The organism is Actinomadura sp. KC216, assembly GCF_004348535.1.
GTDB lineage: Bacteria > Actinomycetota > Actinomycetes > Streptosporangiales > Streptosporangiaceae > Spirillospora.
In genome coordinates this window covers 31,783-47,678 of record NZ_SMJX01000022.1, presented here as the reverse complement: position 1 = coordinate 47,678, position 15,896 = coordinate 31,783, and the positions used below count along the sequence as shown (strand labels likewise).

The 15,896-nt window shown below is 71.7% G+C and carries 14 protein-coding genes; 13 read left to right on the top strand and 1 reads right to left on the bottom strand.

The window, feature by feature from the left end; genetic code table 11:
* Positions 1-37 precede the first annotated feature (37 nt).
* Positions 38-532, bottom strand: coding sequence for a transcriptional regulator (locus tag E1264_RS06450; RefSeq protein WP_021597992.1), 495 nt, complete (start codon positions 530-532; stop codon positions 38-40).
* A 402-nt stretch (positions 533-934) separates the two neighbouring features.
* Between E1264_RS06450 and pyrR the strand changes: the two genes are divergently transcribed.
* From pyrR to metK, 13 genes are all read left to right on the top strand, one after another.
* Positions 935-1,567 (top strand): bifunctional pyr operon transcriptional regulator/uracil phosphoribosyltransferase PyrR, encoded by a 633-nt coding sequence (gene pyrR, locus E1264_RS06445; RefSeq protein ID WP_132170570.1) that lies wholly within the window; start codon positions 935-937, stop codon positions 1,565-1,567.
* Positions 1,564-2,505: an aspartate carbamoyltransferase catalytic subunit gene (locus E1264_RS06440; protein WP_132170562.1), complete on the top strand. Its 942-nt coding sequence runs from the start codon at positions 1,564-1,566 to the stop codon at positions 2,503-2,505. Before pyrR ends, E1264_RS06440 begins: the two co-directional genes overlap by 4 nt.
* Positions 2,502-3,785, top strand: coding sequence for a dihydroorotase (locus E1264_RS06435; RefSeq protein ID WP_132170560.1), 1,284 nt, complete (start codon positions 2,502-2,504; stop codon positions 3,783-3,785). The genes E1264_RS06440 and E1264_RS06435 overlap by 4 nt, the downstream gene beginning before the upstream one ends.
* Entirely contained in the window at positions 3,782-4,915 is a 1,134-nt protein-coding gene (carA, locus tag E1264_RS06430) for a glutamine-hydrolyzing carbamoyl-phosphate synthase small subunit (RefSeq protein WP_132170558.1), read from the top strand. The genes E1264_RS06435 and carA overlap by 4 nt, the downstream gene beginning before the upstream one ends.
* Complete coding sequence (carB, locus tag E1264_RS06425; protein WP_243710785.1) at positions 4,915-8,307, top strand: carbamoyl-phosphate synthase large subunit; 3,393 nt, start codon at positions 4,915-4,917, stop codon at positions 8,305-8,307. Before carA ends, carB begins: the two co-directional genes overlap by 1 nt.
* Before the next feature lie 81 nt (positions 8,308-8,388).
* Complete coding sequence (locus E1264_RS06420) at positions 8,389-9,276, top strand: dihydroorotate dehydrogenase electron transfer subunit (protein ID WP_132170556.1); 888 nt, start codon at positions 8,389-8,391, stop codon at positions 9,274-9,276.
* Positions 9,273-10,253, top strand: coding sequence for a dihydroorotate dehydrogenase (locus tag E1264_RS06415; protein ID WP_132170554.1), 981 nt, complete (start codon positions 9,273-9,275; stop codon positions 10,251-10,253). The genes E1264_RS06420 and E1264_RS06415 overlap by 4 nt, the downstream gene beginning before the upstream one ends.
* Positions 10,250-10,936, top strand: coding sequence for an orotidine-5'-phosphate decarboxylase (gene pyrF / locus E1264_RS06410; protein WP_132170552.1), 687 nt, complete (start codon positions 10,250-10,252; stop codon positions 10,934-10,936). The genes E1264_RS06415 and pyrF overlap by 4 nt, the downstream gene beginning before the upstream one ends.
* 804 nt (positions 10,937-11,740) lie before the next feature.
* Entirely contained in the window at positions 11,741-12,067 is a 327-nt protein-coding gene (mihF, locus tag E1264_RS06405) for an integration host factor, actinobacterial type (protein ID WP_026405770.1), read from the top strand.
* A gap of 174 nt (positions 12,068-12,241) precedes the next feature.
* Positions 12,242-12,829 (top strand): guanylate kinase, encoded by a 588-nt coding sequence (gene gmk, locus E1264_RS06400; RefSeq protein ID WP_243710784.1) that lies wholly within the window; start codon positions 12,242-12,244, stop codon positions 12,827-12,829.
* 25 nt (positions 12,830-12,854) lie between these two features.
* A complete protein-coding gene (gene rpoZ, locus E1264_RS06395; protein WP_026405772.1) occupies positions 12,855-13,109 on the top strand; it encodes a DNA-directed RNA polymerase subunit omega in 255 nt (84 codons plus the stop codon).
* Positions 13,110-13,197: 88 nt separating this feature from the next.
* Positions 13,198-14,427 (top strand): bifunctional phosphopantothenoylcysteine decarboxylase/phosphopantothenate--cysteine ligase CoaBC, encoded by a 1,230-nt coding sequence (gene coaBC, locus E1264_RS06390; RefSeq protein WP_132170548.1) that lies wholly within the window; start codon positions 13,198-13,200, stop codon positions 14,425-14,427.
* Positions 14,428-14,686: 259 nt separating this feature from the next.
* Positions 14,687-15,892 (top strand): methionine adenosyltransferase, encoded by a 1,206-nt coding sequence (gene metK, locus E1264_RS06385; protein WP_132170546.1) that lies wholly within the window; start codon positions 14,687-14,689, stop codon positions 15,890-15,892.
* Positions 15,893-15,896: the final 4 nt, after the last annotated feature.

Genomic DNA, 15,896 nt, shown 5'->3' with positions numbered 1-15,896 from the left:
GCATGGCGCCGGGCCCCGTCGCGGTGGTGCGGATGTATCAGAACGACTCGACGGCGCGGCGCGCCTCCGGGTCGAGGACGCCCCAGCCGATGAGCTCTTCGGTGAGCTCCGTCGGGGACTTGTCATAGATGACCGCGAGTGAACGCAGGTCTTCCTGGCGGATGGACAGGACCTTTCCGTTGTAGTCGCCACGCTGGCTTTGAATCGTCGCGGCGTAGCGGGCGAGAGGACCGGCCTTGTCTTTCGGAAGCTGCTGCAACCGCTCTAGATCGATCACGAGCTTGGGTGTAGGCCCGAGCGGGCTCGGCGCGGCTCCGCCGGGCAGCAACTCGGAAACCGGCACGCCGTAGAAATCGGCGAGCTCGGCCAGCTTCTGAACGGTGACGGCGCGGTCGCCCCGCTCGTACGAACCCACGACGACGGCCTTCCAGCGGCCACGGGACTTCTCTTCCACGCCGTGCAGGGACAGGCCCTGCTGGGTGCGGATGGCGCGCAGGCGCGCGCCCAGAGCCTTTGCGTATTCAGACGGCATGATGGCCCCCCAGGCTCACTTTCATCGTCGTCGGACTCCGGCTCGCGCCGGAGGGGGACCGATTCGCGAAGCCATTGGGCCTCAGGAGTCCGCCCCCGGGGATGGTTACGGACAGTGACGGTAAAACGGAGAAGCCCCTAGGTCAAGCCGATTGGAAAAAAGCGGTCGAATCCGCAGGACTCGATGGTGCTGGCGAGGATCGTCCGCAAGCCCGGCCCGCACGGCGCGAACGGCGCCTCCCGAGGCCGTTCCACGCGCCGGCGCCGCCGCGAATGTGATGCCTCTCACCTGCGAATACGCGGACCGGCCCAGGCGCCGGGGCGGTGCGGCGCGGCTGCTACGGTGGGGGACGCAAGACGTCCTTTAAGGCCCGTCCCGTGAGGCGGGAAAGGAGTTTCCGTGATGAATGCTGCCTCCAGGCCGGAACGGCCGGTGGAGGAGCGCGTGGCGGACGGTGACCCCCGGCCCAAGGCCGTTCTGGAGGGTCCCGACATCAGGCGCGCGCTGACCCGTATCGCACACGAGATCCTCGAGCGGACCAAGGGCGGCCACGACGTCCTCCTGCTCGGCATCCAGACCCGCGGCGTGGGCCTGGCCCAGCGGCTCGCCGGGGCGCTGCGCGAGGTCGAGGGCCGCCCGGTGCCCTGGGGCTCGCTCGACGTGACCATGTACCGCGACGACCTGCGGCTGCGGCCCGCCCGCGCCCTCGGGCGCACCGAGCTCCCCCCGGAGGGCATCGACGACAAGGTCGTCGTCCTGGTCGACGACGTGCTGTTCTCCGGCCGGACGGTCCGCGCCGCGCTCGACGCGCTCAACGACCTCGGGCGGCCGCGCGCCGTCCAGCTCGCCGTGCTCGTCGACCGCGGGCACCGGCAGCTGCCGATCCGCCCGGACTACGTGGGCAAGAACCTGCCCACCTCGATGCGGGAGACCGTGAAGGTCCTGCTGGACGAGAACGACGGGCGCGACGCCGTGCTGCTCGGCCCGACCTTGCTCGATCCGACCGGGCCCGTTCCGACGGGGGGCGCCGAATGAACCGCCATCTGATCTCGGCGGCCGACCTGAGCCGCGACGACGCGCTGCTCGTCCTCGACACGGCCGAGGAGCTCGCGCAGATCGCGGGCCGGGCCGTCAAGAAGCTGCCGACGCTGCGCGGCCGGACGGTCGTCAACCTCTTCTTCGAGGACTCCACCCGCACCCGCATCTCGTTCGAGGCCGCCGCGAAGCGGCTGTCGGCCGACGTGATCAACTTCTCCGCCAAGGGGTCGAGCGTGTCGAAGGGCGAGAGCCTGAAGGACACCGCCCTCACGCTGGAGGCGATGGGCGCGGACGGCGTCGTCATCCGGCACGGCGCGTCGGGCGCGCCGCACCGGCTGGCGGGCTGGGTGCAGGGCAGCGTCGTCAACGCGGGCGACGGCACGCACGAGCACCCGACCCAGGCGCTCCTCGACGCGTTCACCATGCGTAAGCGGCTCGGTGACCTGGAGGGCCGCAGGGTGACGATCGTCGGGGACGTCCTGCACAGCCGGGTGGCACGATCCAACGTCCTGCTGCTCGACACGCTCGGCGCCGACGTGACCGTGGTCGCGCCGCCGACGCTGCTGCCGGTCGCCATCGGCACGTGGCCGTGCTCGGTGTCCTACGACCTGGACGGCGTGCTGCCCAAGAGCGACGTCATCATGATGCTCCGCGTCCAGCAGGAGCGGATGAACGCCGCCTACTTCCCGACCGTCCGCGAGTACAGCCGCCGGTACGGGCTCGACGCCGAGCGCATGGCGGCGCTGCCCGACCACGCCATCGTCATGCACCCGGGCCCGATGAACCGCGGCGTCGAGATCGCCGCGGAGGTCGCCGACTCGGTCCGCTCCACCATCGTCGAACAGGTCGCCAACGGCGTCAGCGCCCGGATGGCCGTCCTCTACCTGCTGCTCGGGGGCTCCGAGCCGGCCATCGGCCAGGAGGTGCCGCAGTGAGTCTCCTCATCAAGGGCGTGCGGATTCTCGGTGGGGACGCCACCGACATCCTGATCCGGGACGGCGCCATAGCCGAGGTGGGCCCCGGCTTGGACGCAGCCGAAGCGCAGACCATCGACGCGGACGGGCTCATCGCGCTGCCCGGTCTCGTCGACCTGCACACCCATCTGCGCGAGCCGGGCCGTGAGGACGCCGAGACCGTCGAGTCCGGGACCAAGGCCGCCGCCGTGGGCGGATACACCGCCGTCCACGCGATGGCCAACACCGACCCAGTGGCGGACACCGCCGGAGTGGTTGAACAGGTGTGGCGCCTGGGCCGCGAGGCCGGGTACTGCGACGTCCAGCCGGTGGGCGCGGTCACGCGCAGCATCGCCGGTGAGCAACTCGCGGAGCTGGGCGCGATGGCCGATTCCGCCGCGCGGGTCCGGGTCTTCTCCGACGACGGGCACTGCGTGTCGGACGCGGTCATCATGCGCAGGGCGCTGGAGTACGTGAAGGCGTTCGACGGCGTCGTCGCCCAGCACGCGCAGGAGCCGCGGCTCACCGAGGGTTCGCAGATGAACGAGGGCGAGATGTCGGCCGCGCTCGGCCTGCGCGGCTGGCCCGCCGTCGCCGAGGAGGCGATCATCGCGCGGGACGTGCTGCTCGCCCAGCACGTCGGGTCGCGGCTGCACGTCTGCCACGTCTCCACGGCCGGGTCCGTGGAGATCATCCGGTGGGCGAAGAGCAGGGGCTGCCCGGTGACCGCCGAGGTCACGCCGCACCACCTGCTGCTGAACGACGCCAAGGCCGGGACCTACGACCCGATCTTCAAGGTCAACCCGCCGCTGCGCACCGCCGAGGACGTCGCCGCGCTCCGCGGCGCCCTCGCCGACGGGACGATCGACTGCGTCGCCACCGACCACGCCCCGCACCCGGTCGAGGACAAGGAGACCGAGTGGGCCGTCGCGGCGATGGGCATGATCGGCCTGGAGACCGCGCTGCCCGTCGTCCAGGAGGCCATGGTCGAGACCGGGCTGCTCGACTGGGCCGGGGTCGCCGACCGCATGTCCTTCCGTCCCGCGCGCATCGGCAGGCTGAGCGGGCAGGGCCGCCCGCTGGAGGCGGGCTCGCCCGCCAACATCACGCTGTACGACCCGTCGCCGCGCCGCGCCGTGGACCCGTCGGCCATGACGTCCAAGAGCCGCAACACCCCGTTCGCCGGGCTGGAGCTGCCCGGACGGGTCGTCGCGACGTTCCTGCGCGGTAAGCCGACCGTCCTGGAAGGGAAGCTCCAGTGAGCCCTGCTCTGCTCGTTCTGGAAGACGGCAGGGTCTTCCATGGGGTCGCGTACGGGGCCGAGGGGGAGACGTTCGGGGAGATGGTCTTCAACACCGGGATGACCGGGTACCAGGAGACCCTCACCGACCCCTCCTACGCGCGCCAGATCGTGGCGATGACGTCCCCTCACATCGGCAACACCGGCGTGAACGGCGAAGACCCGGAGTCGCGTCGCATCCAGGTGGCCGGCTACGTGGTGCGTGAGCCCGCGCGTGTGGCGTCCAACTGGCGGGCCACCGGTTCGCTGGGTTCGGCGCTGCGCGACCAGGGAGTGGTGGGGATCGCCATTCCAGGCACGCGCGCGCTGACGCGGCACCTGCGCGACAGGGGCGCCATGCGCGCCGCCATCTTCAGCGGACCGGACGCGGTGGCGCCCGGCGAGAACGTACTGCTGGAGCGTGTGCGGCAGAGCCCTTCGATGGAGGGCGCCGACCTCGCACGCGACGTTTCTACCAAGGAGCCGTACGTCGTCCAGGCGAAGGGTGAGAAGCGCTACACCGTCGCCGCGGTCGACCTGGGCATCAAGTCGATGACGCCGTACCGGATGTCCGAGCGGGGCTGCGAGGTGCACGTCCTGCCCGCCACCAGCACGACCGAGGACATCCTCGCCCTCAACCCGGACGGCGTGTTCTTCTCCAACGGCCCAGGCGACCCCGCCGCGGCCGACTACGCCGTGGACGCGCTCAAGGGCGTCCTCGACGCGGGCACACCGTTCTTCGGCATCTGCTTCGGCAACCAGATATTCGGCCGGGCGCTCGGCCTCGGGACCTACAAGCTGAGGTTCGGCCACAGGGGCATCAACCAGCCCGTCCAAGACCGGACCACAGGAAAGGTCGACGTGTCGGCCCACAACCACGGCTTCGCCGTGGACGCCCCCACCGACGGCCCGTTCGACACCCCCTACGGTCCCGGCGAGGTGACCCACGTCAACCTGAACGACGGGTGCGTGGAGGGGCTGAGGCTGCTGGAGCGCCCGGCGTTCAGCGTCCAGTACCACCCGGAAGCCGCGGCGGGCCCGCACGACGCGTCCGGCCTCTTCGACCGCTTCTGCGCGCTGATGGACGGGTCGAAGAAGGAGGGTGTGCTCTGATGCCGCGCCGTGAAGACCTGAAGTCCGTCCTGGTCATCGGCTCGGGGCCGATCGTCATCGGGCAGGCGTGCGAGTTCGACTACTCTGGCACGCAGGCGTGCCGCGTCCTCAAGGCCGAGGGGCTGCGGGTGACGCTCGTCAACAGCAACCCGGCGACGATCATGACCGATCCCGAGTTCGCCGACGCCACCTATGTCGAGCCGATCACCCCCGAGGTCGTCGAGAAGATCATCGCGAAGGAGCGGCCGGACGCGCTGCTGCCCACGCTCGGCGGCCAGACGGCCCTGAACACCTCCATCGCGCTCTACGAGGCCGGGGTCCTGGCCGAGTACGGGGTCGAGCTCATCGGCGCCGACGTGGACGCGATCCAGGCCGGGGAGAACCGGGAGAAGTTCAAGGAGGTCGTCGCCAAGGTCGCGCGCGAGCACGGCCTGAACGCCGAGTCCGCCCGGTCGGTCATCTGCCACTCGATGGACGACTGCCTCGCCGCCGCCGCCACCCTCGGCTACCCGGTCGTCGTGCGGCCGTCGTTCACCATGGGCGGCGCCGGCTCCGGGTTCGCGCACGACGAGGACGACCTGCGCCGCATCGCCGGCGCCGGGCTCGACGCGTCCCCGACCACCGAGGTGCTCCTGGAGGAGTCGATCCTCGGCTGGAAGGAGTACGAGCTGGAGGTCATGCGCGACCGCCACGACAACGTGGTGATCGTGTGCTCGATCGAGAACCTCGACCCGATGGGCGTGCACACCGGCGACTCGATCACCGTCGCCCCGGCGCTGACGCTGACCGACCGCGAGTACCAGAACATGCGCGACGTCGCGATCGCCGTGATCCGCGAGGTGGGCGTCGACACCGGCGGCTGCAACATCCAGTTCGCCGTGCACCCCGGCACCGGCCGGATGATCGTCATCGAGATGAACCCGCGGGTGTCGCGGTCGTCGGCGCTGGCGTCCAAGGCCACCGGCTTCCCGATCGCGAAGATCGCGGCGAAGCTGGCGATCGGCTACACGCTGGACGAGATCCCGAACGACATCACCCGCGAGACGCCCGCGTCGTTCGAGCCCACGCTCGACTACGTCGTGGTGAAGGTGCCGCGGTTCGCGTTCGAGAAGTTCCCCGGCGCGGACGGCACGCTCACCACGCACATGAAGTCCGTGGGCGAGGCCATGGCCATCGGACGCTGCTTCACCGAGGCGTTGCAGAAGGCCCTGCGGTCGCTCGAACAGAAGGGCTCGTCGTTCAGCTGGACGGGCGAGCCGGACGCGGCCGAGCTGGTGGAGGCGGCCAAGCGCCCGCACGACGGACGGCTCAAGGCCGTCCAGCGCGCGCTCTGGGCCGGGGCCACCATCGAGGAGGTCTACAAGGCGACCGGCATCGACCCCTGGTTCCTGGACCAGATCGCCGCCATCAACGAGGTCGCCGAGGAGATCCGCACCGCCGACGACGCGCTCACCGAGGAGAAGCTGCTGCGCGCCAAGCGGCACGGGTTCTCCGACGCGCAGATCGGCGAGCTGCGCGGCCTGTCGGAGGAGGTCGTCAGGGAGGTGCGGCGGGCGCTCGGCGTCCGCCCCGTCTACCTGACGGTCGACACGTGCGCCGCCGAGTTCGAGGCGCAGACCCCGTATCTGTACTCGTCCTACGACGTGGAGACGGAAGTACCGCCGGGCACCAAGCCCAAGGTGCTCATCCTCGGCAGCGGCCCCAACCGCATCGGCCAGGGCGTCGAGTTCGACTACTCGTGCGTCCACGCCTCGTTCACGCTGGCCCAGGCGGGCTACGAGACCGTGATGGTCAACTGCAACCCCGAGACGGTCTCCACCGACTACGACACCTCCGACCGGCTCTACTTCGAGCCGCTGACGCTGGAGGACGTCCTAGAGGTCGTCCATGCGGAACAGCAGTCCGGTGAGGTCGCGGGCGTCATCGTCCAGCTCGGCGGCCAGACGCCCCTGGGGCTCGCGCAGAAGCTCAAGGACGCCGGTGTCCCGATCGTGGGCACGTCGCCGGAGAGCATCCACCTCGCGGAGGAGCGCGGCGCGTTCGGACGCGTCCTGCACAGGGCCGGTCTGCTCGCGCCCAAGCACGGGACGGCCACGTCCTACCAGGAGGCCCGCGAGATAGCCGCCGAGATCGGATACCCGGTTCTCGTGCGGCCCTCCTACGTGCTTGGCGGGCGCGGCATGGAGATCGTGTACGACGACGTCACGCTGGAGTCGTACATGGCCCGCGCCACCGAGGCCAGCCCGGAGCACCCCGTCCTCGTCGACCGGTTCCTGGACGAGGCCATCGAGATCGACGTGGACGCCCTGTTCGACGGCGAGGACCTGTACCTCGGCGGTGTCATGGAGCACATCGAGGAGGCCGGGATCCACTCCGGCGACTCGGCGTGCGCCCTGCCGCCCATCACGCTGGGGCACGACGACATCCGCCGCATCCGGGAGGCGACGGAGGCGCTCGCACGCGGCGTCGGGGTGCGGGGGCTGATGAACGTCCAGTACGCGCTGTCGGCGGGCGTCCTGTACGTCCTGGAGGCCAACCCGCGGGCGTCGCGCACCGTGCCGTTCGTCTCCAAGGCCACGGCCGTGCCGCTCGCCAAGGCCGCCGCGCGCGTCATGATGGGTGCCACCATCGCGCAGTTGCGCGCCGAGGGGATGCTGCCCGAGACGGGCGACGGCGGGAGCCTGCCGCTGGACGCGCCCATCGCGGTGAAGGAGGCCGTCCTGCCGTTCGACCGGTTCCGCAACGAGAGCGGCCAGGGCGTCGACATCGTCCTCGGCCCCGAGATGCGCTCCACCGGCGAGGTCATGGGCATCGACGAGGTGTTCGGCACCGCGTTCGCCAAGTCGCAGCAGGCCGCCTACGGCGGCTCGCTCCCGACCAAGGGGCGCGTCTTCGTGTCCGTCGCCAACCGCGACAAACGGCACATGGTGTTCCCCGTCAAGCGGCTCGCTGACCTGGGCTTTGAGATTCTTGCCACGGAAGGGACCGCGGAGATCCTGCGCCGCAACGGCGTGCGTGCCAAGATCGTGCGCAAGCACAGCGCGGGTCCGGGACCGTCCGGCGAGCCCACGATCGTGCGGCGCGTCCTGGACGGCGAGGTCGATCTCATCGTCAACACTCCCTTCGGCAGCCCCGGCCAGTCCGGGCCCCGGCTCGACGGCTACGAGATCCGTACCGCGGCCGTGCTGCGGGGCGTACCGTGCGTGACGACCGTCCAGGGCCTGGCCGCGGCGGTGCAGGGCATCGAGGCCGTCGCCGGGGGGCAGGTCGGCGTCCGCTCCCTCCAGGAGCACGCCGAGATGCTCAGCGGCGCCCACGGGCGCACCGGCGCGCGCGCGGAGGACGAGCTGCCGGGCGTGCCGGTTGCGGACGGAGACCCGGGACCCGGGTGACAGAGCCGGGCGGGCCGGGCGGCGGCCCTGGGGAGGGCCCGCCGCCCGCGCCCCCCGCACGCGACGAGGAGAGGGAGACGGGTGTCCGACACGCCGGTGCAGACGTCGGCGACGGTCCTGACGGTCCGCCAGGTGCAGGACTACCACGCGATGACGCTGGTGGCCCCGGCCATCGCCGAGCGGTTCAGGCCCGGCCAGTTCGTGGCCCTCGCCGTCGGCGGCGAGCACACGTCCCGGCTGATCCGCCGCTGCTTCGGGGTGTACGAGGTCAAGTCCGACTACGGCGGCACCGTCGAGCTGGTGTTCGCCGACACCGAGCCCGGCACCGCCTGGCTCGCCGGGCGCCGCTCCCGCGACCAGATCGACCTCGTCGGGCCGCTCGGCCGCCCGTTCCGCCTGCCCCGCGATCCCGTCAGCTGCCTGCTCGTCGGCGGCGGCCCCGGCGGCGCGGCCGTGTTCGCGCTCGCCGACTCGCTGCTGCGCCGCGGCTGCCAGGTGCATTTCGTGCTGGGCGGGCCGTCCGCCAAGCAGGTGTTCGGGTCCCGGATGGCGCAGCGCATCGGCGACTCCGCGACCGTCGCCACCGACGACGGCTCGATGGGGGAGAAGGGCACCGTCCGCGACGTCCTGCCCCGCGTCATCGAGGAGACGGGCACGGACGTCGTCTACGGCTGCGGCCCCACCGCCCTGCTCCGCTCGGTGACCCAGGTCGCCACCGACTTCGGGCTCCCGTCCCAGGTGTCGGTCGAGGAGTTCCTCCAGCGGACGGGGGCCTGCGGCATAGGCGTGTGCATGACGTGCATGCTCCCCGTCCACGGCGAGGACGGCGTGACCCGGATGATCCGCGCCTGCGCGGACGGGCCCGTGCTGCGCGGCGATCTCGTCCGCTGGGGCGACCTCGGCACGATCCCGTTCGACGCGCTGGGCGCGCCGCGGGTCCTGAGCGTCTCCGAGGGGGGCTCCCAGTGAGCGAGCGGGTCAGGACCGCACTCGGGCCCCTGGAACTCCCCAACCCGATCATGACGGCCTCCGGGTGCGGCGGGACGGGACGCGAACTCGCCCAGTTCTTCGATCTCTCCCGCCTGGGGGCGTTCGTCACCACCTCCGTGATGCCCCAGGCGCGCGCGGGACGCCCCACTCCACGCGTGACCGAAACCCCCTCCGGTTTGTTGACCGCAATGGGCCTTCCCGGGCCCGGTGTGGAGACTTTCCTCGAACACGAGCTTCCGTGGCTCATCGAGCAGGACGTCCGGACGATCGTGTCCGTCGCGGGCAACAGCGTCGACGAGTACGGCGACCTCGCGCGCCGCCTCCGCAACGTCCCGGGCGTCGCCGCGATCGAGGTCAACATCGCCTGCCCGAACGTCGAGGACCGCGGCCGCATGTTCGCCTGGCACCCGTCCGCCGCGGCGTCCGTCGTCCGCGCCGTCCGCGACCACGCCCGGCCCGGCACGCCCGTGTTCGCCAAGCTCGCCCCCGACGTGACCGACATCGTCACCATCGCGCTGGCCTGCGTCGACGCGGGCGCCGACGGCCTCACCCTGATCAACACCATGGAGGCCATGGCGATCGACCCCGGCACGCTCCGGCCCGCCCTCACCGGCGTGTCGGGCGGCCTGTCGGGGCCCGCCGTCCGGCCCGTCGCGGTCCGCTGCGTCTACCAGGTGCACGCCGCGCTGCCCGGCACGCCGATCATCGGCGTCGGCGGCGTCGCCACCGGCCTGGACGCGCTGGAGTTCATCCTCGCGGGCGCCTCCGCCGTCGCCGTCGGCACCGCCGTGTTCCACGACCCCACGGCCGGCCCGCGCGTCCTGCGCGAGCTGGAGGAGGCCCTGGCGGCCCGCCGCATCGGCCGCCTCGCCGACGCGGTCGGCCTCGCGCACAAGCCCGCCGGGTACGTCCCGCCGCAGGTGCGCCCGGAAGAGCCCGAGAAGGAGACGCTGTGACCGCCCCCATCGCCGTCGCGCTGGACGCGCCCGACCTGGAGACGGCGGCGCGCTGGGCCACCCTGGTCACCCCGCACGTCTCCACCGTCAAGGTGGGCCTGGAGCTCTACCTGCGGTACGGGCCGGACGTCGTCGCCAGCGTCCGGGGCGCCAGCGGCGTCCAGGTGTTCCTGGACCTCAAGCTGCACGACATCCCCGCCACCGTCCGCGGCGCCGCCCGCGCGGTCGCCCGCCTCAAGCCGTCCTACCTGACCGTGCACGCGGCCGGCGGGCCCGCCATGATCCGCGCCGCGGTCGAGGCCGTCCCGGCCACGAAGATCGCCGCCGTGACGGTGCTGACGTCGCTCTCCGAGGCCGATCTGACCGCTCTCGGCCTCGCGGGCCCCGCCCCGGACGCGGTCCGCCGCCTGGCCGCCCTGGCCGTCGAGGCGGGCGCTCAGGCCCTCGTCTGCTCGCCGCAGGAGGCCGCCGCCGTCCGCGCCGAGGTCGGGCCCGGGATCACGCTCATCACGCCCGGGGTCCGCCCCACAGGGGCCGACAACCAGGACCAGGCCCGCGTCGCCACCCCCGAGGACGCCCTCGCCGCCGGCGCCGACCTGCTGGTCATCGGCCGGCCCATCACCGGCGCCCCCGACCCCGGCGCCGCGGCCGCCGCGATGGCCGCCGCGCTAAGGCGTGTATGAGCCGTAAGCCGCCCGGTCGCGTATGACCACAATGACCACAAATGGCGTCACCGGGTTCGCAACAACATCGGGCACCCCCACAAGCCCCCGGCCACCAATACCGCCGCGTTCGCGTCCCGGCGCGAAGGCGAAGGTTCGATGGAGGAGAACTCCGCAATAAACAATGAACGGAGCTGAACGATTCGGCATTGCCGAACGTACCGAACGATCAACTTCGTTCACGCGGAGCGACGATTCATGCCCGGGGAACGTCTCCGGTGTGACGGGGCGTGGTTCCGCGTCCGGGTGCTGCCCTGGCGGCGGGCGGGGGAGCTGCTGCGGCGGTGCGCCTCCGGGAGAAGAGGACGATCTTGGCGGGCGGGGCGTTGTCGAGGATGGCAGTTGCGGGGCCGCCGCGACGTGCGGAGCGGCCCGGCGTGACGAGCGTCACTCGGTCGGGATCTTTTGTGGGGGACCTCACAGGAGCCCCCGGCGCCCGGGCGCGGCGGGGTATCGGGCGGGCCGGCGACGCGCGGGGAGACGCCCCCGGCGGGGCCCGGAAGGCCCCGGAGAAACGGGATCGAGTGCCGCATATGGGGTCAGAAAGGGGGGATTTTCACGATCATGCGAAAGTCCCAGCAAGGCGGGGGGATGCGCCGCCGAGGGGCCCGAGTTGTGTACACTCTGTATTCAGGACACTCCGATGAGTGATTTTCGCGAATTTATGGCGGGCTAAACGGCACTTCACGTTGCCTAATGGGCGGTGAACTCGCTAGTTTCCCAACCCGTCCGACTCCGTCGAGTGGAAACCTGAGGTGACCCGGCGTGGCTCTTCCGCCCCTAACCCCCGAACAGCGCGCCGCAGCCTTGGAGAAGGCTGCCAAGGCTCGCAAGGAGCGGGCCGAGGTTAAGAATCGGCTCAAGCACGGGGGAACCTCGCTCGCCGAGGTTCTCAAAGAGGGTCAGTCCGACGACGTCATCGGAAAGATGAAGGTGTCGGCCCTCCTTGAATCACTGCCCGGTGTGGGCAAGGTCCGTGCGAAGCAGATCATGGAGCGTCTGGGAATCGCCGAGTCCCGCCGTGTGCGGGGTCTCGGTGCGAACCAGCGCGCGTCCCTGGAGCGTGAGTTCGGCGGAAGTGCGAACCGCTGACGCACGACTCACGGGCGGGCGCGGCGGGCAGACCGCCGCGGCCGGGCCGGGGCGACCCGGGTCCGGCTCCATCTCGTCCGATCCCAGCGCCCCCGTCGGCCCCCTCCCGTCCATGGCAGGCCCGCGTAGGCCACGCCTCCGCGGGCAGGCCGGATGAGAACGGCCGGCGAAGCGTTGGGTAGCTCCGAACCGCACGAATCGCATGACCCGCTCGCGCGGCGGCTGACGGTCCTCTCCGGGCCGTCGGGCGTCGGCAAGAGCACGGTCGTCGCCGAGATCCGGCGATCGCACCCCCGGGTGTGGCTGTCGGTCTCGGTGACAACCCGGTCCCCCCGGCCGGGTGAGACCCACGGTGTGCAGTACTTCTTCGTCGACGACGCCGGTTTCGACCGGCTCGTCGCCGAAGGGGAGCTCCTCGAATGGGCCGAGTTCGCTGGGAACCGCTACGGAACCCCGCGTCGGCCCGTCGAGGAGCGGCTCGCCCGCGGCGAGCCGGTGCTCCTGGAGATCGACCTGCAGGGCGCCCGCCAGGTCCGCCGGTCCATGCCCGAGGCCCGCCTGGTGTTCCTCGCCCCGCCCAGCTGGGAGGAGCTCGTCCGCCGCCTCACCGGGCGCGGCACCGAGCCCCCGGAGGTGATCCAGCGGCGCCTCGACGCCGCCCGCGTCGAGCTCGCCGCCGAGAAGGAGTTCGACGTCACGCTCGTCAACACGTCCGTCCGGGACGTGTGCCAGGAGCTGCTAACCTTGATGGCTGTTGAATAGTCGCGACCTATCGGAAGGCCACCGAGTGGCAGCCAGCAGTGAGGGCATCACCAACCCGTCGATCGACGAGCTCCTCGAAGTCGTCGACACCAAGTACGGCCTCGTGAGCATCGCGGCCAAGCGCGCACGGCAGATCAACGCCTACTACGCCCAGCTGGGCGAGGGCCTGCTGGAGTACGTCGGCCCGCTCGTCGAGACGCAGGTCCAGGAGAAGCCGCTGTCGATCGCCCTGCGGGAGACGCGCGAAGGACTCCTGAACGCCGAGCCCATCGAGGGCTGAGCGCCCGCGACCGGCCCGCCGGGCCGCCGGGCCGATGTACACGGCCCCCGGCGCGCCCCCGTCCGGCGCCTGATGCGACAGTGAACGCATGACCTCCCCGAACAGCGCCGCACCGCGCGTCGTCCTCGGCGTGAGCGCCGGCATCGCCGCCTACAAGGTGTGCGAGCTGCTCCGGCGGCTCACCGAGTCGGGCCACGACGTCACCGTCGTCCCGACCGAGGACGCGCTCCGCTTCGTCGGCGAGCCGACCTGGGCGGCGCTGTCCGGCCACCCGGTCTCGACCAGCGTGTGGGACGGCGTCGCCGGCGTGCCGCACGTCCGGCTCGGGCAGGCCGCCGACCTGGTGTTCGTCGCGCCCGCCACCGCCGACCTGCTCGCCCGCGCCGCGCAGGGGCTGGCGGACGACCTGCTCACCACCACCCTGCTCACCGCGCGGTGCCCGGTCGTGTTCGCGCCCGCGATGCACACCGAGATGTGGGAGCACCCGGCGACCCGCGCCAACGTCGCGACGCTGCGGGCCCGCGGCGCCGTGGTGATCGAGCCGGCGTCCGGGCGGCTCACCGGCAAGGACACCGGCCCCGGCCGGCTGCCCGACCCGGCCGAGCTGTTCGACGTCGCCCGGCACGTCCTGGCCCGCGGCGCCGCGGGCCGCGACCTCGCCGGGCGGCACGTCGTCGTCTCCGCCGGCGGCACCCGGGAGGCGATCGACCCCGTCCGCTTCATCGGGAACCGGTCGTCCGGGCTGCAGGGCTACGCGCTCGCCAGGACGGCCGTGGCCCGCGGCGCGCGCGTGACGCTCGTGGCCGCCAACGTCGCCCTGCCCGACCCGGCGGGCGCCGACATCGTCGCCGTCGGGTCGGCCGAGGACATGCGCAAGGCCGTGCTGTCCGCCGCCGCCGACGCCGACGCGGTCGTCATGGCCGCCGCCGTCGCCGACTTCCGGCCCGCCGGCTACCGGGGCTCGAAGATCAAGAAGGCGGAGGGCGCGGAGCCCGAGCCGATCCGCCTCGCCAAGAACCCCGACATCCTGGCCGAGCTCGGCGAGACCCGCCGGCCCGGCCAGGTGATCGTCGGTTTCGCGGCCGAGACCGACGACGTGCTCGCCAACGGGCGCGCCAAGCTCGCCCGCAAGCGCAGCGATCTGCTCGTCGTCAACCAGGTCGGCGAGGAGATGACCTTCGGGCGGCCCGACAACGAGGCCGTCGTCCTCGGCGCGGACGGCTCCGCGACCGAGGTGCCCCGGGGCGCCAAGGAGGCGCTCGCCGAGGTCGTGTGGGATCTCGTCGCGGCGCGCCTCGAACCCCTGTCGCCCGATTGACCGCGCCCGTCCGGGCGCCGTCCGGGGCATCCGTCCGGGGCATCCGTTCAGGGCGTCCGTTCGGGGCGCCCGACCAGGCGTCCAGCCCGCTTCACCAGGGGCGTCCGGCCGTTAACGAGCACGTTTCCAAATCCGCCATGCGACGATCCCGCTAGACTTCGGCCCTAGAACCTGTGGGGTAGGGGGCCTTCCCCACCGAATCCGAACACATATCCGTTCTGCGACATCAGTCAGCAGCCGCTGCAAGGAGTGCGCGTACGTGTCACGCCGCCTGTTCACCTCCGAGTCCGTCACCGAAGGACATCCGGACAAGATCGCGGACCAGATCAGCGACGCGATCCTCGACTCGATGCTGAAGGACGATCCGAAGAGCCGGGTCGCCGTCGAGACGATGATCACGACCGGTCAGGTGCATGTGGCCGGTGAGGTCACCACCGAGACCTATGTGGACATCCCGGGCGTGATCCGGGAGAAGATCCTGGAGATCGGGTACGACTCGTCCAAGAAGGGCTTCGACGGGCACTCCTGCGGCGTGTCGGTGTCCATCGGCGCGCAGTCGCCCGACATCGCGCAGGGCGTCGACGACGCCTACGAGACCCGCGACGGCGACGACCGCGACAGGCGGGGCGACGACCTGGACCGGCAGGGCGCCGGCGACCAGGGCCTGATGTTCGGCTACGCCACCAACGAGACGCCCGAGCTGATGCCGCTGCCGATCACGCTGGCGCACCGGCTCGCGGAGCGGCTGTCGGCGGTCCGCAAGAACGGCGACGTCCCCTACCTGCGGCCCGACGGCAAGACGCAGGTCACGATCGAGTACGACGGCGACCGCGGCGTCCGCCTCGACACCGTCGTCGTGTCCAGCCAGCACGCCCCGGACATCGACCTGAAGGAGCTGCTGACCCCGGACGTCAAGGAGCACGTCGTCGACCCGGTGCTGGCCGGCTTCGACCTCGACACCGAGGGGTACCGGCTGCTGGTCAACCCGACCGGCCGCTTCGAGATCGGCGGCCCGATGGGCGACGCCGGCCTCACCGGCCGCAAGATCATCGTGGACACCTACGGCGGGATGGCCCGGCACGGCGGCGGCGCGTTCTCCGGCAAGGACCCGTCCAAGGTCGACCGGTCCGCCGCGTACGCGATGCGGTGGGTCGCCAAGAACATCGTCGCGGCGGAGCTCGCCGACCGCGCCGAGGTCCAGGTCGCCTACGCGATCGGCAAGGCGCACCCGGTCGGCGTGTTCGTGGAGACGTTCGGCACCGAGAAGGTCGCGCCCGAGGCGATCGAGAAGGCGATCGCGGACGTGTTCGACCTGCGTCCGGCCGCGATCGTCCGCGACCTCGACCTGCTCCGCCCGATCTACCAGCAGACGGCCGCCTACGGGCACTTCGGCCGGGAGGAGCCCGACTTCACCTGGGAGTCGACCGACCGCGCCAAGGACCTCGCCTCTGCCGCCGGTCTGTAACCTT

Coding starts and splice junctions, on each gene's coding strand:
- E1264_RS06440 (WP_132170562.1), top strand. CDS start 1,564: ATGAACCGCCATCTGATCTCGGCGGCCGACCTGAGCCGCGACGACGCG.
- coaBC (WP_132170548.1), top strand. CDS start 13,198: ATGACCTCCCCGAACAGCGCCGCACCGCGCGTCGTCCTCGGCGTGAGC.
- carB (WP_243710785.1), top strand. CDS start 4,915: ATGCCGCGCCGTGAAGACCTGAAGTCCGTCCTGGTCATCGGCTCGGGG.
- pyrR (WP_132170570.1), top strand. CDS start 935: ATGAATGCTGCCTCCAGGCCGGAACGGCCGGTGGAGGAGCGCGTGGCG.
- E1264_RS06450 (WP_021597992.1), bottom strand. CDS start 532: ATGCCGTCTGAATACGCAAAGGCTCTGGGCGCGCGCCTGCGCGCCATC.